Origin of the sequence: Kribbella sp. NBC_00382, assembly GCF_036067295.1 — a bacterium.
Classification (GTDB): Bacteria; Actinomycetota; Actinomycetes; order Propionibacteriales; family Kribbellaceae; genus Kribbella.
Genome location: NZ_CP107954.1, coordinates 2,081,475 through 2,103,137, shown reverse-complemented (window position 1 = coordinate 2,103,137; position 21,663 = coordinate 2,081,475). Strand labels below are relative to the sequence as shown.

General features: G+C 68.1%; 20 protein-coding genes and 1 riboswitch. Of the genes, 14 read left to right on the top strand and 6 right to left on the bottom strand.

The annotated features are described in order from the left end of the window. Position 1: 1 nt before the first annotated feature. The 6 genes from OHA70_RS10385 to OHA70_RS10360 all read left to right on the top strand — a co-directional run bounded on the left by OHA70_RS10385 (position 2) and on the right by OHA70_RS10360 (position 7,243). The gene (locus tag OHA70_RS10385) at positions 2-3,904 is read left to right on the top strand and encodes a helix-hairpin-helix domain-containing protein (RefSeq protein WP_328331056.1); all 3,903 of its coding nucleotides are present in this window, start codon (positions 2-4) and stop codon (positions 3,902-3,904) included. 71 nt (positions 3,905-3,975) lie between these two features. Next, positions 3,976-4,040: riboswitch (cobalamin riboswitch) on the top strand. Between the two features lie 54 nt (positions 4,041-4,094). Next, positions 4,095-4,298: a CbtB domain-containing protein gene (locus OHA70_RS10380; protein WP_328331054.1), complete on the top strand. Its 204-nt coding sequence runs from the start codon at positions 4,095-4,097 to the stop codon at positions 4,296-4,298. Between the two features lie 40 nt (positions 4,299-4,338). Beyond that, complete coding sequence (locus OHA70_RS10375) at positions 4,339-5,109, top strand: CbtA family protein (RefSeq protein ID WP_328331052.1); 771 nt, start codon at positions 4,339-4,341, stop codon at positions 5,107-5,109. Next, on the top strand, positions 5,106-5,684 hold the full coding sequence (locus OHA70_RS10370) for a histidine phosphatase family protein (RefSeq protein WP_328331050.1): 579 nt from the start codon (positions 5,106-5,108) through the stop codon (positions 5,682-5,684). Before OHA70_RS10375 ends, OHA70_RS10370 begins: the two co-directional genes overlap by 4 nt. Before the next feature lie 72 nt (positions 5,685-5,756). Next, positions 5,757-6,875: an alpha/beta hydrolase gene (locus OHA70_RS10365; protein ID WP_328331048.1), complete on the top strand. Its 1,119-nt coding sequence runs from the start codon at positions 5,757-5,759 to the stop codon at positions 6,873-6,875. Then, positions 6,872-7,243: a hypothetical protein gene (locus tag OHA70_RS10360; RefSeq protein WP_328331046.1), complete on the top strand. Its 372-nt coding sequence runs from the start codon at positions 6,872-6,874 to the stop codon at positions 7,241-7,243. Before OHA70_RS10365 ends, OHA70_RS10360 begins: the two co-directional genes overlap by 4 nt. A 304-nt stretch (positions 7,244-7,547) precedes the next feature. Here the strand turns inward: OHA70_RS10360 and OHA70_RS10355 are convergent, their stop codons facing one another. Continuing rightward, positions 7,548-7,925: a VOC family protein gene (locus OHA70_RS10355; RefSeq protein WP_328331043.1), complete on the bottom strand. Its 378-nt coding sequence runs from the start codon at positions 7,923-7,925 to the stop codon at positions 7,548-7,550. A gap of 159 nt (positions 7,926-8,084) precedes the next feature. Between OHA70_RS10355 and rox the strand changes: the two genes are divergently transcribed. Then, a complete protein-coding gene (rox, locus tag OHA70_RS10350; protein ID WP_328331041.1) occupies positions 8,085-9,509 on the top strand; it encodes a rifampin monooxygenase in 1,425 nt (474 codons plus the stop codon). Between the two features lie 147 nt (positions 9,510-9,656). On the opposite strand, the gene OHA70_RS10345 is transcribed toward rox, so the two are convergent. Both OHA70_RS10345 and OHA70_RS10340 read right to left on the bottom strand, forming a co-directional pair. After that, complete coding sequence (locus OHA70_RS10345) at positions 9,657-10,508, bottom strand: fumarylacetoacetate hydrolase family protein (protein ID WP_328331039.1); 852 nt, start codon at positions 10,506-10,508, stop codon at positions 9,657-9,659. A gap of 19 nt (positions 10,509-10,527) precedes the next feature. Continuing rightward, positions 10,528-11,223 (bottom strand): GntR family transcriptional regulator, encoded by a 696-nt coding sequence (locus OHA70_RS10340; RefSeq protein WP_328331037.1) that lies wholly within the window; start codon positions 11,221-11,223, stop codon positions 10,528-10,530. A 139-nt stretch (positions 11,224-11,362) separates the two neighbouring features. Here OHA70_RS10340 and OHA70_RS10335 point away from each other — a divergent pair, with 139 nt between their 5' ends. Genes OHA70_RS10335 through OHA70_RS10310 form a run of 6 tightly spaced genes read left to right on the top strand, consistent with a single transcriptional unit; the run spans position 11,363 to position 18,017 of the window. After that, positions 11,363-12,454 carry a sugar ABC transporter substrate-binding protein gene (locus OHA70_RS10335; protein ID WP_328331035.1) on the top strand — a complete coding sequence of 364 codons (1,092 nt, stop codon included), beginning with the start codon at positions 11,363-11,365 and terminating at the stop codon, positions 12,452-12,454. A gap of 14 nt (positions 12,455-12,468) precedes the next feature. Continuing rightward, the gene (locus OHA70_RS10330; RefSeq protein WP_328331034.1) at positions 12,469-13,563 is read left to right on the top strand and encodes a mandelate racemase/muconate lactonizing enzyme family protein; all 1,095 of its coding nucleotides are present in this window, start codon (positions 12,469-12,471) and stop codon (positions 13,561-13,563) included. Next, positions 13,560-14,645 (top strand): ABC transporter permease, encoded by a 1,086-nt coding sequence (locus tag OHA70_RS10325; RefSeq protein WP_328331032.1) that lies wholly within the window; start codon positions 13,560-13,562, stop codon positions 14,643-14,645. Before OHA70_RS10330 ends, OHA70_RS10325 begins: the two co-directional genes overlap by 4 nt. Then, on the top strand, positions 14,642-15,646 hold the full coding sequence (locus OHA70_RS10320) for an ABC transporter permease (RefSeq protein ID WP_328331030.1): 1,005 nt from the start codon (positions 14,642-14,644) through the stop codon (positions 15,644-15,646). Before OHA70_RS10325 ends, OHA70_RS10320 begins: the two co-directional genes overlap by 4 nt. Then, positions 15,643-17,175: a sugar ABC transporter ATP-binding protein gene (locus OHA70_RS10315; protein WP_328331028.1), complete on the top strand. Its 1,533-nt coding sequence runs from the start codon at positions 15,643-15,645 to the stop codon at positions 17,173-17,175. The genes OHA70_RS10320 and OHA70_RS10315 overlap by 4 nt, the downstream gene beginning before the upstream one ends. Further along, positions 17,172-18,017, top strand: coding sequence for an amidohydrolase family protein (locus OHA70_RS10310; protein WP_328331026.1), 846 nt, complete (start codon positions 17,172-17,174; stop codon positions 18,015-18,017). Before OHA70_RS10315 ends, OHA70_RS10310 begins: the two co-directional genes overlap by 4 nt. Before the next feature lie 295 nt (positions 18,018-18,312). Here the strand turns inward: OHA70_RS10310 and OHA70_RS10305 are convergent, their stop codons facing one another. Then, a complete protein-coding gene (locus OHA70_RS10305) occupies positions 18,313-18,993 on the bottom strand; it encodes a hypothetical protein (RefSeq protein ID WP_328331024.1) in 681 nt (226 codons plus the stop codon). A 32-nt stretch (positions 18,994-19,025) separates the two neighbouring features. Next, entirely contained in the window at positions 19,026-20,081 is a 1,056-nt protein-coding gene (locus OHA70_RS10300; RefSeq protein WP_328331022.1) for a DNA polymerase IV, read from the bottom strand. An 86-nt stretch (positions 20,082-20,167) separates the two neighbouring features. On the opposite strand from OHA70_RS10300, the gene OHA70_RS10295 reads away from it, so the two are divergent. Continuing rightward, positions 20,168-21,037, top strand: a complete 870-nt coding sequence (locus tag OHA70_RS10295; RefSeq protein WP_328331020.1) for an NAD-dependent epimerase/dehydratase family protein — start codon at positions 20,168-20,170, stop codon at positions 21,035-21,037. On the opposite strand, the gene OHA70_RS10290 is transcribed toward OHA70_RS10295, so the two are convergent. Then, positions 21,034-21,498 carry a GNAT family N-acetyltransferase gene (locus OHA70_RS10290; RefSeq protein ID WP_328331018.1) on the bottom strand — a complete coding sequence of 155 codons (465 nt, stop codon included), beginning with the start codon at positions 21,496-21,498 and terminating at the stop codon, positions 21,034-21,036. The genes OHA70_RS10295 and OHA70_RS10290 overlap by 4 nt on opposite strands. Positions 21,499-21,663: the final 165 nt, after the last annotated feature.

Sequence of the window (21,663 nt, the reverse complement as noted above, 5' to 3'; positions counted from 1 at the left end):
GATGAAGATCCGGACCAGGTACACGGGACAGTCGGCGCCGTTCGAGCGGCTCCGCCGGCTGGTGCTGCGCCGGCTCCCGGCCGGCGCGGTGGTCAGCCGCGCCGTGCTGACGGTGACGCCGCACAGCGTGGACCCGGGCCGGCGATTCCTGGAGACGCTCGCCTTCCCCGGACCGGTCGGCGATTTCGGCGCGAACAAGGTGCTGCCCACCGGCGCGGTGGAGATCGAGCTCCACGCCCGCCGGAAGCTGGCGGCGCTGACCGGCAGCGGCCTGACCGGGGCCGGTACCCTGCTGGTCGACCTGGGTGGCGGGTACCTCGGCGTCAACGCCTCCGGCGGTCTCGGGGACGGGCCCGCCCTGCAACTGGCCAACACGATGGACCTGCCCGGCCTGACCGTCACGGGTCTGCGGATCGCGGGTGTGGGCCCGGACATCTCCACCCTCAAGGTCGTCTCTCCACCCAGCGACCTCACCCTCGCCATCGAAGGCGGTCCGGTCTTCTACAACCGCCCGGGAGACCTCGTCGAACCGGTCACCACCCCGGACTTCTCCGCTGTCCTGCAGACGATGCTGCCGGACCTCCCGCTCGACAACGGCTGCTACGTGGTCCCGCTGGTCATCACGTCGAACTCGATCTCCCGCCTCGACCTCAGCTGGGAGATCGACTACACCGTCGCGGTCTCGGCAACACCGCCTGACCTGACGATGATCCAGTCCAGCTACCAGTACGCCGGTACGCCTAGCGCGGCCCAGGCCTTGAGCATCGCGATGCCGCCGGGGCTGATCGCAGTACCGGGTGGGACGGCCGGCCGGGTGCAAGGTGGATTCGAGGCGAGCACGGTCGTGTTCGGGGCGTTGACGCCGGTTGCGACCGAGCACGTGGAGGTGTCGGGTGCGGGGCCGCTGGCGCAGCCGTTCACGCTCGATGCCGCTGAGGTGGCGAGCTCCGTCGACCTGCTGCTGACGTCGGTGACCGCCGAGGCGAAGCTGGCGATCGACCTGGTGAACGACCTGGACGGCAAGCCAGGGCGGGTGTCGTCACTGAGCAAGCCGGCGGAGCTGACCCTGACCCGTGACTCGGCCGGATCGCCGACCTGGATGAACGTGGTCCTGCCCGCCGAGCTCGAGTTGCCCGGCGGCGTACGGCATTGGCTGATCGTGCAGGCCAAGGAAGGCGTCGCAGCCTGGGGTGCCGGGCCGGCGGCCGAAGGTCTGCAGCGGACGACCGACGGTGGGTTGTCCTGGCGATCGGTCGGCGGAGCCGGCGCGCAACTGCGATTGCGGCAGCTGACCACGACCTTCCAGATGCCGTTGGAGTTGCGCGTCGCCGCCGGCACCGAGGAGGTCGCGGTGTCGCTGCAGCGATTCGCGGCGCAGGGGTCGATCGACCTCGACCTGAACTTCCCGGAAGTCGCCGGCGCGGTCAATGCGGCAGCGGCCGGACAGGGCGTTGCCCAGGTGACCGCCGAGCATGTTGCCAACGGCAACTTCGACGACTGGTACCGGGTCGGTACCGGGATCGGCGGACCGGCCGAACTCGGCAGCGAGAACGTCAAGCTCGGCCGGGCCGCGGCCTTCTTGCCGGACAGCGGCACCGTGCTGGTCGGCGCACAGGGCGGACGGCTGCGTTCCTATGACGTTCTCACCCGCGAACCAGGGTTCGACGCGGATCTGGGGACGGCGGGGGATCCGGTCGCGATGGCGATCGATCCGTCCGGCACACAGGCTGTGGTCGCGTTGACCGCGATCGGCAGGGTGGCCGGCGGGAGTGGTTCGGGAGCCGTGCTGCAGCTCGTTTCGACCGTGAACGGGCGGCCGATCGGCCCGGCGATCGGCGTACCGGAAGTGGTGCTGGACGTGGTCCGGGTGGCGGACGGATCGGGTGTCCTGCTGCTCTGCTGGGATGCCGCGAACGATGCCGTCGTGCGTTTCGTCGGTTGGGCGGACCTGCGCGGGGGCGCACCGGACTGGTCCAAGCTGCCGTCCGACCGGGTAATCGGCAGCCCGCGAGCACTCGCGACCGGTGCCGACGGCGCGATCTATCTCCTGCTCCGGGGCGACGGCAAGGCGACGCTGATGCGTTACCCCGATCGGTCCGGCCTGCTGTCGCGCAACACGCTCTCGGTCGAGTTGACCGACGGAGCCGTCGACGTGGCGGTTGTGTCGTCCAGGGGTCAAGTGATCTTCCTCGGCCAGCAGACCGTGCAGTTCCTGCGGGCGAACGACCTGACGCCGGCCGGGAGGCTCGACCTGCCGACTCGCTCGAGTCCGCAATGCCTGGGCGTCGACCCGGCCGGCGAACTGGGTCTGGTGATCCAGGACGGCGCGGTACTGGCGATCGACGTCCGCCGACGGGCTCTGATCGAGCAGAGCGGTGCCGTCATGGACAACACCGCTGACGGCGCCAAGATCGCCGTCAGCCCGGCCGGGACGCACGCCGTGGTGACGCTCGAGGACGGGGCCAGAGCGCAGTTGCTGACGCTGGGCAACGCTCAACCGGTGGACTGGGAGCTGACGGCCGGCGCTGTCCAGCCCTTCGCCTTCCCGTCGACCGGTGAGGTGTTCGCGCTGCTCGGCGATCTGAAGCGTCGTGAGCACAAGGTGCTGGAGCCGGCCGCGATCTCGCAGGCTGTCGGGGTGCTGGCGGCTACCCGGTACCGGTTCGCTTTCGACGGGATCAGTGAGGACGAGGATGCCGTCGCTCAGCTGATCTGGCGCGGCTCGGCCTGTGCTCTCGGCCGGACGGACCGGATACCCGTCACCTCGTTCGACGCGGATCGGCAGACCGCGCTGGAGCACGTCCCCCGGCACGAACTCGTGGTGACCTCGCCGGCCGGCTCGACCCAGGTGGAGATCAGGTTCTTCACCCCGGGCGGCCTGACCGCCGTCGACCGCGTGACGCTGGCCGGTACTGCGGACGCCGCGTCCACGGTGCCGTCCGCCTGGACTCCGGCCGGCGCCGTGGTCACGCCGTCGGCAGGTACGGGCGTCACCATGACGAACTCCGGCGCGACCGACGCTCTCGTGACTCAGTTGGTGCCGGTGGACCAGGCGGACTTCTTCGACCTTCGGCTGAGCGCTCGAGCGAGCGATCCGGGTGCGGCGGTCGAGGTGAGCTTCGGCGATGAGACCGAGGCACCGATCGGGACCGCTCTGACGCTGCAGCTCGATCCGCTGGACTTCGAGGACCGTGCGATGAGCGGGACTGTGCCGGCGGGCGCGGCGGTCGCGCGGCTGCGGTTCGTAGTACCGGCGGGTGGTGTGGTGGAGCTGTCCGGCCTGTCGCTGACCTGCGGTACCGCGCAACAGGTCGCGCTGAATTTCGTCTCGCAGGCTCCTGGCGACCTGACGATGACCGGGGTGTCGGTTCAGTTGGACGAGGGCGTCCCCATCGCGTCGCCGCTGCCTGCTGATGGCCTCTGCCCGTCCACCCCGGCCGGCGATGGGCCGGACGGCGAGGAGTGCTACTGCTCGACCTGCGGCGAAGACCGGCCGGTACGCCGACCTGTCGCGGTCACGACCCCAGCCGGGCGGCCGGCCACGCTCACCAGCTGCCCGACCTGCGGTACCGATCGGGTACGCCTGGGTGGACGGCTGAGGATGGCACCGGAGATCCACCTGCCACGCTTCCGGATCCCGGACCGGCCCTCGTTGACCACCGGCCCCGCCGTGGTGTCGCGAGCCCGGACGGAGCTGCCGCTGACGGCGGTCAAGGGGGTCGGGAAGGCCCGGGCGGTCGAACTCGTCCGGGCTGGGGTTCCGGACCTGGTCACGCTGAGCAGCGCCGCTCCGGACGTCGTCGCCGGATTGCGCGGCGTGTCCGACAAGCTGGCCCGGCAGCTGATCATCGAGGCCGGCCAGCTGGTGCGGGCTCACGGAGTACGGGTGATCTTTCCCACCTGAGCCATGCCTGCGCGTTGACCACGGTGGAAGCGGGCGACTACCTTTCGGGGGACAACCTGCGGTGCCATGAGGGAAACCGGTGAGAGACCGGTACGGCCGCGCCACTGTGAACGAGCTTGCTCGTGAGTCAGGACGCTCAGGCACCAGCAGCCTTTCGATTAGGGACGCGCACTTCCCTAGGAGGTCTCCGATGTCGGCAACCACGCCTGCTCGCTCAGTCGCAGTCCCGGCGATCTCGCCCCGGCTGCTCGCGATCGCCCTCGTCACCGTCGTACTGGCGCTGATGCTCGCCTACCTGGTGGGCTTCGACCAGGGTGCGCTGTCGCGCTCCGGCATGTACCTGCACGAGCTGATGCACGACGGCCGGCACCTGCTCGGCGTTCCGTGCCACTGAGTCCTGCCGTAGTACCACCTCTCTGAACGACAGGACTGCCATGCGCACCTTCGGATCCCTCCTGGTGCGCGGACTGATCGTCGGACTCTTCGCCGGCCTGCTGGCCGGAACCTTCGCGTACGTGATGGGCGAACCGCACATCGACTCCGCGATCGCGATCGAAGAGGCCAACGCGGCCGCGCACAGCCACGACGACGGCTCGACCGCCGAGCACAGCCACGACGCCGAGGAGAAGCCCCTCGTCAGCCGCGACGGCCAGCGATTCGGGCTGTTCCTGGCCACCTCCCTGTACGGCGTTGCGCTGGGCGGCATCTTCGCCGTCGGCTTCACCCTCCTGCGCCGTCGCCTGCGCACTTCCAGTGACTCGTACGCCGCCCTCGGGCTCGCTGCCGCGGGGTACGTCGGGATCGTGCTCGTACCTTTCTTGAAGTACCCGCCGAACCCGCCCGCTGTCGGTGATCCGGACACGATCACCAAACGGACGATCACCTACCTGCTGACCCTGGTGATCGGCCTGCTCGCGGTTTGGGCCGGTGTCGCCGCGTCGCGCTGGTCGGCCCGCTTCGGCACGGCACCCTGGATCCGGCTTGCGGTCGGGGGAGCGGCGTTCTTGGTGACCGTGGTCGCCGCGTACCTGTTGCTGCCCGCGATCAACGAGGTTCCGGAGACGTTCCCCGCTACGCTGCTCTGGAAGTTCCGGCTGGCCTCGCTGGGCACCCAGACCACGCTCTGGCTACTCCTCGGGCTCGGCTACGCGGCGGCGATCGACCGTCGTACGGCGAAGGTCGACTCTGAGGTGGTTGCCGCTTGACGTCCCTGACGCTGGTCGCGCACGCGCTGACCCCTGCTCTGCGGGGACTCGTTCTCGGCGGCGACGCCGCGCCGGATCCAGCCGGGGTCGAGGCGGCCCGGGAGCTGAAGATCGTCGCCGACGAGGTGTACGCCGGACCGGAAACGGCCGCGCTGGCCACCGCGTCGGCGCTTGGGCTGGCGCCCGTCGTTGCGCCGGCGCTGCGGGATCGGGAGTACGGCGACTGGACCGGGCGCGAGCTCGAGGAGTTGCTCGAGGCATCGCCGGGTGCGGTCGCGACCTGGCTCGAGCGGCCGCACACCGCTCCGCCCGGCGGTGAGACCGAGAACGACGTCATCACTCGGGTGGCGGATTGGCTCGGGGACCTGACTCGCGCCGAGGCTGTGGATAACGAGAGCCGGGGCCAGGCGGATCGGCGTACGGTGGCTGCGGTGGTGCATCCGGCGGTGGTCCGGGCAGCTGTGCTGTACGTGCTCGACGCGCCTGCTGAGTCGCTGCGGCATGTCGACGTACGGCCGCTGTCGGTGGTCCGGTTGTCGGCCCACGCTGGTAGCTGGTCGCTCACTTTCGGCTAGTCAGCTCTTCCCGTCAGGGGTTTGCGGGTGCCACACTGCGTGGGACTTTGGTGACTGACGGGGAGTTGCTGGATGGTGGACGAGCTCGAGGCGCGGTTCGCGGCTAACCATGCGCTGCTGGTCGCTGCGCGTGACCGGTTGCAGGCGGCGGTCGACACCGATACCGCGAGCAAGCAGGACCGTACCCGGCTGGACACGGTCAACGACTTCCTCCGGCCGGTACTGACCGCGCAGGTTGATGCCTCGGGCAACGTCGTACCGGTGCAGCAGTACCGCCGGTTCTGGTCGGTCGACCCGGAGGGACAGGGACGGGCGGTCGAGGTGCTCGGCGAGCTCTCGTCGGCGCGCAATGTGGCGTTGCTGGTGCCTGGCATGGGCAACTCGCTGGAGACCTTTGGTGGTCAGGCGGACCGTGGTGAAGCGATCCGGCATGAGGCTGGTCCTGGTACCGCGGTGATCGTCTGGCTCGACTACGACTCGCCGCAGGGGATCCCGGCCGCGATGAGCAAGGCGCCCGCGCTGGAGGCCGCGCCTCGGCTGGCCTCCTTCGTCGACGGGCTGGATGCGGTGAAGTTGCCGTCGGCAAAGGTCACGATGGTCGGGCACAGCTACGGTACGGAGGTCGTCGGGCAGGCCCTGCTGAACGGCGCGTCCCCGGACCGGGTCGTCATGACCGGCAGCCCCGGGATCGACAAACACGTCGACCAGGCAACGGATCTGGTCGCTCCACCGACGCGGCTGTACGTCGAACGCGCGCCTGGTGACTATGTGGCCTACACCCAGTGGCACGGCCCTGATCCGGCCGACTTCCCGGACGCGATCCGGATGGCGACGGCTGATCCTTTCGCGGGCGACGAGGCGGTGTCGGTGCACTGGCACAACGAGTACTACCGGACGAACAGCGAATCGCTGCGGAACGTTGGGCGGGTGGTGCGCGGGGATCTGGCGCACATCTCGCGCACCGACACCACCCCAATGCAGGAGACTCGACTTGCTTGGGGGCCGGGCCTCCGGGGTCTCTCGGGAGCGGCCGCGAAGGTGTATGCAGGAGTGGCGGCAGTCGGTCGTCCTTCCCGCTCCGCGGCAGCCCAGCACGCCGCGGATGGTGCCCGCGAGACCGGCTCCTCGGATGGCGCCCGCGTCTCGACTGGCTCTGTGCACTCACAACGACCCGAGGGGCCGCAGCGATGATGGACGCCCGAGAGTTCCTCCGCGAAGAGCTGCTAGCGGTAGCGGCAATCGTCGTACCAACCCAGCACCCAGTCGTCACCCACGACCCCGGCCCGGTAAACCCCGGCGCCCTCTTCGACGGCCGAGCCCCCGCCACTGTCTCCAGCGTCACCGTAGAAACCGGCAACCCAACCTCCACCGACCCCGCCTGGGCAGTAGCCGCCGCCGCAGCCGCCCTCCAGGCCCGAGGCTGGCGCGCCGAGATCTCCCCAGAAGAAGCCGGCCATCACCGAGTCGTTGCCCACCACAACGGCTTCGACGTGACAGTCCACGCCTGGACCACAGACTGGCGAATAACCTTCACCGGTCAAACCCCGTCGACCAGCTGATTCCCGACGTACCCACCCTTCGCTCCGAAGTCGCCGGTTGAGTGGGTACGCCCGCGCCATCAAACCCCGGCCTCATCACCCTGGCGCACCCGTCCCCCGTCCGGCCGCCCGTTTGATGCACTGGCGGTCGCCCCGCCAAGAACAGCCAAACCCAGCACCTCCTCGTGTCACCCGGACCGCCACCACTACCGAACCCCAGCAAACCACCCGAACCCAAGGCGGTAAACGGTTGCCCGGCGGGTTGGGTAGTGGTGGCGGTCCGGCACCCTTGGCGACACCGCAAGACGTTCGCCCCGCCGTTGCGTCAGCTGGTGGCTGCGCGTTCGGCGGCGCTTCGGAGTACGCAGAATTCGTTGCCTTCGGGGTCGTGCATGACGACCCAGCCGGTGCCGTCGGGTTCGCGGCGGTCGACGGCGATGGTGGCGCCGAGGGTGAGGAGCCAGTCGACCTCGGCGTCGCGGGTGGTGTCGGGCTGGAGGTCGAGGTGGAGGCGGTTCTTGACGGCCTTCTCGTCGTTGTTCTGCTCGAAGAGGAGCTTCACCTCGGGCGTGTTCACCGCGGCGTACTGCTCACCGGGGAGGTCGTCGTCCGGGCGCTCGGCGCGGAGCACCTTCAGCCAGAAGCCGGCCAACTCGTAGGGGTCGCGGGCGTCGAAGGTCACTGTGCGCACAACGGAGGTCATGGGCAAAACAATAGGCAAGGAGAAGTGCATCTCCTCGCCACAACTAATTTATAGCGCAGGGGTGGGCTTGCCGCAAGACCCAGGGTGTGCTGGAGAATCACTCGCCGTAGCCAGAATCCTGAACAAAATCAGGGCAAAAGCGACCTTGGGGGATCTTGAATGATTGACGTGATCATTGCCGGTGGTGGACCGACCGGCATGATGCTGGCCGCCGAGCTGCGACTGCACGGCGTCCAGGTAGTAGTCCTGGAGCGGCTGCTCGAGCCGTCTCCTATCGTCCGCTCACTCGGTATGCATGCGCGTACCGTGGAGGTGATGGACCAGCGTGGGCTGCTGGAACGCTTCCTCGCGCTCGGCACGAAGTACCCGGTGGGCGGCTTCTTCGCGGGCATTCGCAAGCCCACGCCCGAGCGGCTGGACACGAGCCATCCGTACACCCTCAGCATCCTGCAGCCCGTCACCGATCGGGTACTGACCGAGCATGCTGTCGAGGTCGGCACCGACATCAGGACCGGTGCCGAGCTGGTCGGGCTGAGCCAGGACGAAGACGGCGTGACGGTCGAGTTGGCCGACGGGACCGAACTCCGCTCGCGTTACCTCGTGGGTTGCGACGGCGGTCGCAGTACGGTGCGGAAGCTGCTCGGCGTCGCCTTCCCCGGCCAGGAGGCCACGAAGGAGGCATTGCTGGCCGAGGTGCAGTTGACTGCACCGCAGGAGACCGTCACCGAGGTGATGACCGAGGTTCGCAAGACTGAGCTGTGGTTCGGCGCCGGGCCGGTTGGTGATGGGATGTTCCGCGTCGTAGTACCGGCAGCCGGGGTGTCCGAGAACCCGCGGATCCCACCGTCCATCGAAGAGATCAGCAAGCAGATGATCGCCACCGCGGGCACCGACTTCGGGGTGCACTCGCCGAGCTGGACGTCCCGCTTCACCGACGCCACGCGGCTCGTTGAGCAGTACCGGACCGGTCGGGTGCTGCTGGCCGGCGACGCGGCACACGTCCACCCACCGATCGGCGGGCAGGGCCTCAACCTCGGGATCCAGGACGCCTTCAACCTCGGCTGGAAGCTCGCTGCCGAGGTCAACGGCTGGGCGCCGGAAGGCCTGCTCGACAGCTACCACCTCGAGAGGCACCCGGTCGCCTCGAGCGTCTTGGACAACGTCGTCGCCCAAGGCGTGATGATGTCCAACGACCCGGCCGGGCGGGCCGTACGCCGGCTGGTGTCGGACCTGATGGACTTCGACGACGTGAACCGGTACCTGACCCAGATGATCATGTCGGTCGACATCCGCTACGACTTCGGCGACGGCCCGCACCTCCTAGGCCGCCGCCTGCGCGACATCCAACTCAAACACGACCGCCTGTACGCCCTGATGCACCAGGGCCGCGGCCTACTCCTGGACCAGACCGGCCACCTCTCGATCGGAGGCTGGGCCGACCGAATCGACCACGTCATCGACACCAGCGAGGACCTGGACCTCCCCGCCGCCCTACTACGCCCAGACGGCCACGTCATCTGGATCGGCGAAGACCAACAATCCCTGGAAACCCACCTAACCAAGTGGTTCGGCGCACCCGCCTGACCAGCCGTCATCGAGGAGATCCGTAGCACTTCAGGCAGGACTGTCGGCCCGGGTTCGGCCAGGGCATCTCCGCCTGACGCTGGCGCGGGTGGCCGCGGCCGGGCGGAGGCTGCGTGGGGGATTAGCCACCCCACGCAGCTCCGGGGGTCAGGCTTTGGTGAGGGTTTGGGATTGTTTGCCTAGGCCTTGGATTTCGCATTCGACGGTGTCGCCGGGGGACAGGTACGGGAAGCGGCCGGAGAGGGCTACGCCTTCCGGAGTACCGGTGTTGACGAGGTCACCCGGGTCGAGGGTCATGTACTGCGAGAGGTCGCGGATCAACGCCGCCACCGAGAAGATCATGTCGCGGGTGTTGGAGTTCTGGCGGACCTCGCCGTTGACCCAGGACTTCAGGGCCAGGTCCTGCGGGTCGGAGATTTCGTCGGCCGGGATCAGCGAAGGGCCGAGGGGGTTGAAGGTTTCGCAGGACTTGCCCTTGGACCATTGGCCGCCGGACACCTCGAGCTGCAGGGCGCGTTCGGAGACGTCGTTGGAGACCGTGTAGCCGGCGATGCAGGCGAGTGCCTCTTCGTCGGTGGACAGGTAGCGGGCGGTCTTGCCGATGACGACGGCGAGCTCGACCTCCCAGTCGGTCTTCGTCGAGCCGCGGGGAACGAGGATGTCGTCATGAGGGCCGACGACCGTGTTCGGGTGCTTGTAGAAGACGACCGGATTCTTCGGCGGCTCGGCGCCCGACTCGGCCGCGTGGGCCGCGTAGTTCAGGCCGATGCAGACGACGGCGCCCGGCTTCGCGATCGGGGCGCCCACGCGGAGCCCCTCGACCGAAGCGGCCGCGAGCGAGCCGGCCTCCAAAGCTGAACGCACCCGGGCGATCCCGTCCGAGGCGAGGAAGGCGCCGTCGATGTCGGCGGTGACGGAGCTCAGGTCGTAGACGGTGCCGTCGGTGGCGCGCACGTACGGGCGCTCCTCACCGACCGCGCCGAGGCGCAGCAGTTCCACAAACACTCCTAAGAAGTGGTCAGAGTTGATCGAACACAGGCCGCAACCGGGCCCGGGACGCTTCGATATGTGCCTTCATCGCAGCAGCCGCCTCAAGGGGATCGCCCTTGCGAACGGCGGCCACGACGGTCTTGTGCTCGCGCAACGCCTTGGTCGCGATCCCGCCGCCGTAGTACAGGCGGAACAGGTGCAGGTGGCAGTGCGTGCGCGCGAAAGACTGCCGAGCCGTCTCGTTGCCGGACAGCTCCAGTACCAGGTCATGGAACCGTTGATCGTGTGCGGCCATCGCCTTGTAACTGTCGTAGTCAGGACGATCCGGTACGTCGGTATAGCTCAACATCTCGTCCTTGAGCCGGGCCATATCGTCCGCCCCGGTCCGCTCAGCCGCTCGTCCGGCCGCCCACGGCTCGATGTGCAGCCGGTACTCGAAGAGGTCCTCGAACTCCTCCCGGGTCAGCCGGGAAGACACCCGGTACCCCCGCAGCGGCTCCTTGATCACCAGCCCGTCGGACTCCAGCCGGGCCAGCGACTCGCGGATCGGCGTCTGGGAGATGCCCAGCTCCCGGGTCAGCGCGTCGATGTTCAGCCGGGTGCCCGGCTCGACCACGCTGTCCATGATCAGGCCCTTGACGGTCTCGTAGACGTCGTCGCTCAGTACCTGTCGCTGAGGCAGGCGAGCGAGCTGCCCCGCCAGACCCACATGCGCATCTGTCACCGTCGCTCCTCCCGAAGCCCCCATCATGCCCGACCGGCGGGTGTGCACAGTCGTTATGACGACAAGTCTTGACGCCACCAGTGTGAAGCGGCAGCATCAGCTACGCAATATCCTATAGGATCTTTGAGGAGCCAGCGCCATGACCGTCCACTCGATCTACCGGAAAACCGCCGTCGGGCTGGCCGTCGTTGCGCTGGCCGCAACCGGCTGCAGCACCAAGAGCTCAAATGACTCCACCGGTACCACCGGAGACGACGCCTCCACCGGTACGTCGACCGGCCCGGTCGAGCTCAAGGACGGCTCCAGCGTCAAGCTTGCCCTCATCCCCGGCGGCGCGCACCCCTATTTCCAGCCCTGGAAGACCACCGCCGACCTGGACAAGACCGACTTCAAGCTCGGTGGTGTGACGTTCAATGAAACCGGCGAGTGGGACCAGGGCAAGCAGAACAACGTGATCAACTCGCTCGCCGCCCAGGGCTACAACGCGTTCGGCATCTTCGGGGTGTCCCCGACCGACATCAACTCCACCTTCGAGGACCTGAAGGGCAAGGGGTTCGCGGTCGGTTCGCTCGCGTCCTGCCCGGCCGGTGACACCAACTCGGCCGACTTCTGCCTGTCCACGGACGTCGAGGCGGCGGCGTACAAGGCGACCAAGGCGACGATCGAGGCGATCGGCGGCTCGGGCACGATCGTGCACCTGACCGGCAACAACGTCGACTCGAACACCCAGCGCCGGATCGCCGGCGTGAAGAAGGCGATCGCGGAGACCAACGGCAAGGTCACCGAGCTGCCGGTGATCACCGACATCGACAAGGACCTGCAGACCGCGCAGAAGGCGGTCGCCGACCTGCTTGCCTCGAAGGGCAAGGAGATCAAGGGCATCGTCACCACCGCCTACAACCCGGCCGTCGCCGCGGCTGACGGGGTTGCCAGCAGCAAGCTTCCGATCAAGGTGGTGGCGATCGACGACGACGCCAAGATCCTGTCCGGGATCAAGTCCGGCGGCGTCGCCGCGACGGTCACCCAGAACCCGGTCGGCCAGGCGTACGTCGGCGGCTGGCTGCTCGCCCTGCTCGGCTCCAAGCAGTGCACGATGAAGACGCCCGGCGTGATCGTCGACTCCGGTTCGTTCGTCGTCACCAAGGCCAACGTCGACACCTACGACGCCGAGCGCAAGGCCAAGACGACCGAGCTGCAGAAGGACTTCGCGGCCCAGCTGAGCTGCAAGTGACCGGAGCGCACATCTTGCCCAAGACAACGATCAGCCGCGCCGAGGCCTTCCTGGTGGACCTCGAGGTGGAGACCGTCCGGACCGACGCGGTGCAGGCCTTCCTCAAGCAGGAGACAGTCTTCGTCGAGCTGGAGACCACCGACGGGTACGTCGGGCTCGGCTACTCCTACACGATCGGCAACGGTGGTACGTCGATCCTCGCGATGCTGCGGGACCACCTGCTGCCGCGGCTGATCGGGGCCGACGCCCGCAACGTGGAGGCGATCTGGTTCGACCTGTTCGCCTCCACCCGGGCGACCACGGTCGGAGCGATCACCTCGCTCGCGCTGGCCTCCGTCGACACCGCCCTGTGGGATCTGCGCTGCCGCCGGGCCGACGAGCCGCTCTGGCGTCTTGCGGGCGGGTTCCGCCAACGGGTCCCGCTGTACGACACCGAGGGCGGTTGGTTGCACCTGACAACGGACCAGCTCGTCGCCGGTGCGCTCGAGTCGCAGAAGGCCGGCTGGCCCGGGGTGAAGCTCAAGGTGGGCAAGCCGCGCGTCCACGAGGACCTCGAGCGGCTGTCGGCGGTACGGGATGCTGTCGGGCCGGCCCTCGACATCATGGTCGACGCCAACCAGTCGATGACGTACGCCGAGGCGAAACGCCGCGCGCGGGCCTTCGAGCCGCTCGACCTGAGCTGGTTCGAGGAGCCGTTGCCGGCCGACGACCTGACCGGGCACGTCCGGCTGGCCGAGTCGACCTCGATCCCGATCGCGGTCGGCGAGTCGATGTACTCGATCTCGCAGTTCCGCGAGTACGTCGCCGCGGGCGCGGCCGGCATCGTCCAGGTCGACGTCGCCCGGATCGGCGGCATCACCCCGTGGCTGAAGGTGGCACACCTGGCCGAGACCTTCAACCTCGAGGTCTGCCCGCACTTCCTGATGGAGCTCCACGTGAGCCTGACTGCGGCGGTACCGAACGGCCGGTACGTCGAACACATCCCGCAGTTGCGGGCGATCACGAAGACCGAGATGGAGATCGCCGACGGGCATGCCGTCGCGCCGGACGAGCCGGGGCTCGGGATCGACTGGGACCGCGACGCGATCGACGACCGGCGGGTCTCGTGAGCGCACCCGTCTCGGAGACAGCCACCGCGGCCCTGCAGGAACCGGACGCGCCCGTCGAGCAACCGCGCGGAGGTCGTACTCCGTGGTGGGCGAACCAGCGGATCGGCCTGCTGATCCTGGTCGTGGCGCTGTCCGCCCTGTTCGGGATCCTGCGCCCGGCGTTCTTCAACCAGCAGCTCGTCGTCTTCCCGCTGCTGCGTGACATCGCGATGTTCACCGTCGTCGGCCTGGCCCAGATGTGCGTGCTGTCGATCGGCCACATGAACCTCGCCGTCGGCCGGATGGCGGCCTTCTCGATGATGATCACCGGCATCTCGTACGACCTGTGGCACTTCAGCCTGTACGCCGGACTGCTGGTCGGCCTGGTCGCCGGGGCTGCGATCGGCGCGCTCGCGGGCTGGGTCATCGCCAAGACCGGCGTGAACTCCTTCGTCGTCACGCTCGCACTCGACTTCCTGCTGCTCGGGTTGATCCCCCTCGTCTACACCGGGCTGACCGACAACGCCGCCTTCGTCACCAAGCCGCCGGGGATGCGCGAGCTGCGCAACTACTCCCTGGCGGACGTCTGCATCGGCAACGTCTGCGGATCGCCCGCGGTACCGCAGCTGGCGATGTTCGCCGTGATCGCGATGATCGTGGTCGGCTGGATCTACAGCCGCACCAAGCTCGGCCGTGAGCTGTTGATGACCGGTACGTCGGTGAAGGCGGCCGAACTGTCGGGCATCCCGACCGCCCGCCGGGTGATCACCGCGCATGCGATGTCGGGCTGCCTGGCGGCGCTGGCGGGCTTCATGCTCGCGGTGAGCACCGGATCGATCAAGGCGACGATCGGTGAGGAGTTCATGCTGCCGTCGTTCCTCGGACCGATCCTCGGCGGGACGTTGCTGGCGGGCGGGTTCATCTCCATCTGGGGGACGTTGCTCGGTACCGCGCTGACGACCGTGATCCGGAAAGGCCTTGATCTCTTGGGGGTTGGACTGGAGAGCCTGAACATCTATCTCGGGCTGATCCTGCTCGTCGCCTTGTCGACCGACCGGTTCCGAACAGTGCTGTCCGACCGGCAGGGGGTGAAGGAACGATGAAGTCGCTGCTGAGATTCGCGCGGACGACCGAGATGACCTTGCTGGTCATCGGCGTGGTGTTCTTTGTCTTCCTGGTGATCGCCTCGCAGGGTGATCTGCTCGAGGCGAATTCACTGCGAGTGCTCCTTCAGTTCCTTGCGGTGCCGGTCCTGATCGGATTGGCTCAGATGGTGGTCTTAGCCGTGGGTCAACTCAACCTCGCCGTCGGTGCCGTCGGCGGGTTCGCCGCGTGCGCGATGGGCGTGCTGATGGCCGACCACGGTGTGCCCGTCCCGCTCGCGCTGCTGATCGGCTTCCTGCTCGCAGCGCTGGCCGGCCTGGCGAACGGCCTGCTCGTGGTGCTCACCCGGATCAACGGGTTCATCGTCACGCTGGCCACGATGACCGTGCTGCTCGGCGTCCAGTACCGGCTGGTCGGCACGCGCACCGTCGACGCGTATCCCCAAGGCCTGAAGAGCTTCGGCTCGTACGCCGTGTTCGGGGTGCTCCCGTTGATCTTCCTGGTCGCGTTGGTGGTGGCCGGACTGCTCGCGCTGATGTTGCGCCGGACGGTACCGGGGCGGCAACTGCTCGCCTCGGGCGGAAACCCCATCGCCGCAAGGCTTTCCGGGATCTCCAACGACCGGTCGGTGATCATCGCGCACACGCTGTCGGGCGCCATCCTCGGCGTCGCGGCGATCCTGACCATCGCGTCGTCGCCCGGCGTGAACAAGAGCATCGGTGGCGACTGGCTGCTGCCGAGCTTCGCCGCGCCGATCATCGGTGGCGCCCTGCTGACCGGTGGCTCGGCCGTCGTGCTCGGTACCGTGCTCGCCGCCTTCATCGTGCGGTTCGTCGACACGGCCCGGGCCGAGTTCTCGCTCGAACCGAGCTGGGTGAACTTCGTCGTCGGCACCGTCGTACTGGGCTCGGTGGTGCTCGGCCAGGTCCGAACCCGTAGGCAAGAGCGAAGAACCGTCGTCAAAGCGCCGGACGCGGCTGTCGCCGGAGGTGTCTCATGACGCTCTTCGAAGCCTCTGAGGTGGACAAACTGTTCCCGGGTGTCCGGGCGCTCGACGGCGTGACGCTGAAGCTTGAAGCGGGCTCGGTGCATGCGCTGCTGGGTGAGAACGGCGCCGGCAAGTCGACGCTGATCAAAGTGATCACCGGGCTCTACAAGCCGGACGGCGGGCGGCTCCTGCTCGACGGGCAAGAGGTGGCCTTCGGATCGCCGCACGAGTCGGCGTCGGCCGGGATCGGCGTGGTGCACCAGGAGCGAAACCTGATCCCGGGCTTCACGGTCGGGGAGAACATCCTGCTCCAGAAGCTGCCGACCTCCCGCGGACTGGTGGACCGCGGCCGGATCCGGTCCGAGGCTTCGCGCTGGCTGGCGGAGCTGGACCTCGACCTCGACCCGGACCTGCCGGTGACGGAGTTGTCGGTCGCGCAGGCGCAGCTGGTCGAGATCGCGAAGGCGCTCTCGGTGGAGAGCCGGGTGCTGCTGCTCGACGAGCCGACCGCGTCGATCACGCCGAACGAGGCCGAGCGGCTCTTCCGGGTGGTCGAGAAGCTGAAGAACGACGGACGGTCGGTGCTGTTCGTCAGCCACAAGCTCGAAGAGGTCTTCCAGATCTGCGACACGGTGACCGTGCTGCGCGACGGTTCGTCGGTGCTCGAGTCGGGCGCCCTGTCGGACCTGACGCGTGACCAGGTCGTCGACCTGATGGTCGGTCGAGTGCACGAGGCGCTCACGCTGCCGCCGCGTACTGTCCCCGAGGCGGCACCTCTGCTGGAGCTCTCAGGAGTCGGTACTGCGACCGGCCACGTGAATGTGGATCTGTCCGTCCGGCCGGGTGAGATCGTCGGGCTCTACGGACTCGTCGGCGCCGGCCGGAGCGAGCTGGCCAAGGCGTTGCTCGGGCTGGACCGGATCACGGCGGGCGAAGTACGGGTGCGTGGTGAGGCGGTGCGGATCCGGAATGTCCGGGACGCGCTGAAGAACCACAAGATCGGATACGTCACCGAGAACCGCAAGGAGGAGGGCGTCTTCCTCGAGCAGTCGGTGAGCCGCAACATCGCGGTCACCGTCTGGGACCGGTTGCTGAAGCGGCTGGGCCGGATCCCGGGGCTGTCGTACGTCCCGAAGAAGGCGGAATCGGCGCTGGTCGCCGACTACGTCGAGCAGCTCGGGATCCGGATCGCGTCGGCGGAGCAAATGGCCGGCACGCTCTCGGGCGGCAATCAGCAGAAGGTGTCGCTGGCCAAGTGGCTGGCGGCGAAGACAGAGATCCTGATCATCGACGAGCCGACCGTCGGCATCGACGTGCGGACCAAGGACGCCTTCCACACGCTGATCTGGGATCTCGCGGCCAACGGGCTGGCGATCCTGCTGATCACCTCGGACCTGCCGGAGATGATCACGCTGGCCGACCGGGTGGTCGTGATGCGGGACTTCCAGGTCCGCGGCGAGGTGCCGAACGACCACGACTACGACACGATGAGCCAGCAGGTCATCCGCCTCATCCACGCGGAAGGAACCAAAGCAGCATGAGCGGAAGAGTCGATGCGCATCATCACATCTGGGATCTGAGTGTTCGGGAGCAGACCTGGATGGTCGGGCCGGAGCTGGACCCGGTCCGGCGCAACTACTCGATCGACGACCTGGCGCCGTTGGCGGCCGCGGCCGGCGTGACGTCGACGGTGATGGTGCAGACCGTCGGCGCGGCGGCCGAGACGCCGGAGTTCCTGGAAGTTGCTGCTAGCAACGACTTGGTGGCCGGTGTCGTTGGCTGGGTGGACCTCACCGCGGCTGATGTCGCGGATGCCCTGGCGGGGCTGAAGCAACGGCCGGACGGCGAGTGGCTGAAGGGTATCCGGCACCAGGTGCACGATGAGCCGGATGTTCGGTGGCTGTGCCGCGACGACGTACGGGCTGGTCTTACAGCGGTCGCCGATGCCGGTCTGGTCTATGACCTGCTGACCAAGACTCCGCACCTCCCTGCCGCTGTGGAGACTGTGCAGGCGCTTCCGCAGCTGTCGTTCGTCGTCGATCACATCTCGAAGCCGGTCATCGGCGGCGACCTGGAGCCCTGGGCCACCGGCATCCGCGCCTTGGCAGCCCAACCCAACGTCACCTGCAAACTCTCGGGCATGGTCACGGAGGCGTCCTGGACCGACTGGAAGGTCTCCGACCTCCAGCCTTACGTCGACGTAGTCCTCGACGCCTTCGGCCCCGACCGAGTCATGTTCGGCTCCGACTGGCCCGTCTGCCTCCTCGCCGCATCGTATGCGGAGGTAGTCCAAGCCGCAGAAGACCTGACCTCCACCCTCACCACCACCGAACGCAACGCCATCTTCGCCACCACCGCCCGCCGCACCTACAACCTCACCTGACGGCGCCCCTCCCCAACCCCGCCCAGCCGGGCTGTCCCCACCCGGCCTTTGGTTGCTGGCGGCAACGGTGCCCGCCAGTGCACGCATAACTCCCCAAGGCCAGCGATTGCCCCGGTCGCGTCGGTGCTGTTCGCGAGGGTTATGCGTGCGCGGCGGTCCGCCCACCCGACTGCGGCGCGGGGCGACGGCTGTGCCCGCCGGCGACAAACGGCGCTCACTGCCTGGTTTTGGTGCCGCTGGCGTGATGCTTCATGCCAGCGGCCCGAGAACCTGCCAGCGGGCGGGCGAACCGGCGCTAGGGGAGGCGGATGAAGTCTTCGGTTGCCTTGGTGGTGACGGCTGACAGGGCCGCGGCGTCTTGGGGGCGGCCGCCGGTGGTGGTTTCGAAGAGGGGGTGGGGGTTGGTGTCCAGGGAGACGAAGCGGTCGATGACCAGGCGCGGGCCGCGGGTGGGGTCTGTGTAGGTGTAGGTGAGGGTCTGGTGGTGGAAGACCATCCCCTGGTAGTTCGCGTTGGTGGCTCGGGTGCTGCCGGTGACGCGGGAGATCAGGTGGAAGTCCGCGACGGACGCCTTGATCACGGCGTACCGGTTGTCGGCGGTCGCCTTGAGGAGTTGGTCCTTCTCGGTGGCGTCGACCCGCAGGTTCCACAAGCCGTTGGGGCTGGTGAACTTGGCCTCCAACGGCGACAGCTTCACCTTCTTCCAGCCCGTCGGAGCCCAGATGCCGATGTAGGCCTCGACCGTCGAATCACCCCAGCTCTGATGCTGGTACCGCACCTGTGCCGCCTTCAACGCCGGCACCTTGTCGACCGGCTTCTGGTGAGTAGCCGCAGACTTCTTCACAGCCGAGGCCCCGCCGACCCCGCTCCAGGCACCATCGGACGAAGAATGCGAGTGAGCCACGGCAGCCGTGGCCAGACCGCCGGTAGCAAGGACGGCGACAGCTACGCCGATCACGGTTGCGCGGGTGAGCATGCCCCATTGGACGCCGACCCAATGCGAGAAGTTCAGTCCCGCGGGAACTCCACCCGGACGCCGAGCAGCCGTACCGGCCGGCGCAGCTCGAACTTCTCCAGCAACACGAGCGCCGCCGCGGCGACCACCTCCGGATCCTGGGTGATCTCCGGTAGCTTTCGGCTCTTGATCGGAGTGAAGAACGACGTGAACCGCACCTTCACCGCGATCCGCTGAACGCTCCGCCCCTCGGCGACCACCTCACGAGTGACAGTCAGAGCGATCCGCCGCAGCTCTCGCGCGACCTCCTCGGCCGTGGCGAGATCGGTCGCGAACGTCTCCTCATGACTACGCGACACCGGTTCGCGCGGTACGTCGGTCACCTCGGTGTCCCCGAGCCCGCGCCCGAGCGCCAGGTACCACGTGCCCATCTTCGGCCCGAACCGCTTAGTCAGCACGTCAACGTCCGCCGCCGCGAGGTCGGCGACCGTGAAAAGCCCTAATTCGTTGAGGTTCTGCGACATCCGGCTGCCGATACCCCACAGCTCACGGACCGGCCGATGAGCCATCACCTCGACCCAGTTGGCCGCGGTCAGCCGGTAGACACCCTCACCGCTTCCGCTGTCCTGCTTGCCGAATCCGGTTGCGAGCTTGGCCCGCACCTTGTTGTCGCCGATCCCGATCGAACACGACAACCCGGTCCGTTCCAGGACAGCGGCGCGTAACTCGGCCGCCAGCGCTTCAGGGTCATCCGTCGACGCACCGACGAAGCACTCGTCCCAGCCCCAGACCTCCACGATCACCGGGAACGACCGCAGCGTGTCCATCACCTCGGCCGAGGCCGCGTCGTACGTGGCCGGATCGGTCGGCAGAAAGACCGCGTCCGGACACTTCTTGAAAGCGGCCCGCAACGGCATCCCCGAATGCACGCCGAACTTGCGTGCCTCGTACGACGCGGTGGCGACCACCTGGCGTGCCTGGGTCGGATCACCCGATCCGCCGACCACGACCGGCAGCCCGCGCAGCTCAGGGCGACGGCGGATCTCCACCGCAGCGATGAACTGGTCCATGTCGACGTGCAGCAACCACCAGCCAGGTGAGGTGCTCATACCCCAGAGGTATCACAGACGGCAGAACAGGTCTTGGACTACGGAGCGCGACCAACGGAGGCTGGAGAGGACAGAAAGGAACGCAGATGAAGGTATTTCTGACCGGCGGTTCCGGCTACATCGGCCGCGCGACGATCGAGGCACTGCTCCGGCACGGCCACGAGGTGACCTCGCTGGCCCGCAGCGACCGAGCGGTCGAGACAGTCACCGCCCTCGGCGCCAAGGCGGTCGTCGGCGAGCTGACGGACCTCGCCGTACTCCGTACCGCCGCCGCGGCCGCGGATGGGGTCATTCACCTCGGCGCCGTCAACAGCCCTGAGGCAGCCACCATCGACCTGGCCGCGGCCGAGGCGATGCTCGAGGGGCTCGACGGGCGTGGAGCGTACGTCCATACCGGTGGAGTCTGGGTGTACGGCGATACCGATGGCGTGATCGACGAGACGGCGGAGATGAACCCGCCGGCCATCACCGCCTGGCGGTTGGACAACGAGTCGCGCGTGCTCGCGACGGCGGCGAGCGGATCGCGGCCGGTGCTGGTGATGCCCGGGCTGGTCTACGGGCGGTCGGCGGGGTTGATCGAGGCGTTCTTCGTCGAGCCTGCGCGCGCGACCGGCGCAGTACCGGTGATCGATGACGGGGTGAACCACACGACGCTCGTCCATGTCGAGGACATCGCCGAGCTGTATGTGCTTGCGCTTGATGCACCAGCTGGAGCTCTGTATCTGGGAGTTGCGCAGAGCGTGCCGTTCAAGGAGCTGGCTCCGGCGTTGGCCGAGGCGGCCGGACGGCCGGGACGCTTCGAGCAGTTGACCGCGGCAGAGGCGGCCGAGCGGATGGGCCCGATCGCCGAGGCGTACGTCCTCGATCAGCGGATGACCGGTGACCGCGCCAAGCGTGAACTCGGCTGGACGCCGAAGCACCTGGACGCAGTGGCCGACCTCGCCAAGGGCCGCTAGAGCTCCTTGCGCATCTCCTGCGTGACGACGACATAGCCGAGGGAGTCGTACAGGCTGGTGGCGATGCTGTTGCTGCCGAAGACGTTCAGGGCGAGGTGGGTGTAGCCGCGGCGGCGGCACTCCTCCTCGCCGGCCAGCATGATCGCCCGGCCGTATCCCTTGCCGCGCTGCTCCGCGAGTACCTCGACCAGGTAGATGAACGGGGTCTTCTTCAGGGTGCTGATCCACAGGCTGCCGACCGGCTCGCCGTCGTGGCAGGCCAGCCAGACCAGCTGGTTCTCGGTCTCCAGGCCTTTGGGGAGCAGAGCGCCGAACTCCTGATAGGCGGTCTCCAGCGCGGTCGCGGGATCGAGGTCGCGGGCGGGGCCGATCTCTTCCGCGTAGCCCTCGCAGCCGCGCGTCACCCAGCCGTCGTACTCGTCGGCGGTCGGCGTCCGGAGAGCGATGGACGGTGTGCTCATCTGGCGAAGATACCGCCGTGGCAGGTCGCCGCATCGAGAACGGACACCCCGGCGGCCATCGCTCAAGGTCACCAGGCGGTGACCCTGGGTGCGGTAGCCTCGCGCGGGATAGTTGCCACCGGCTTCTGTCTGGTGCGGGGCCGCCGCTGCGCCGTCGGGAGCCGG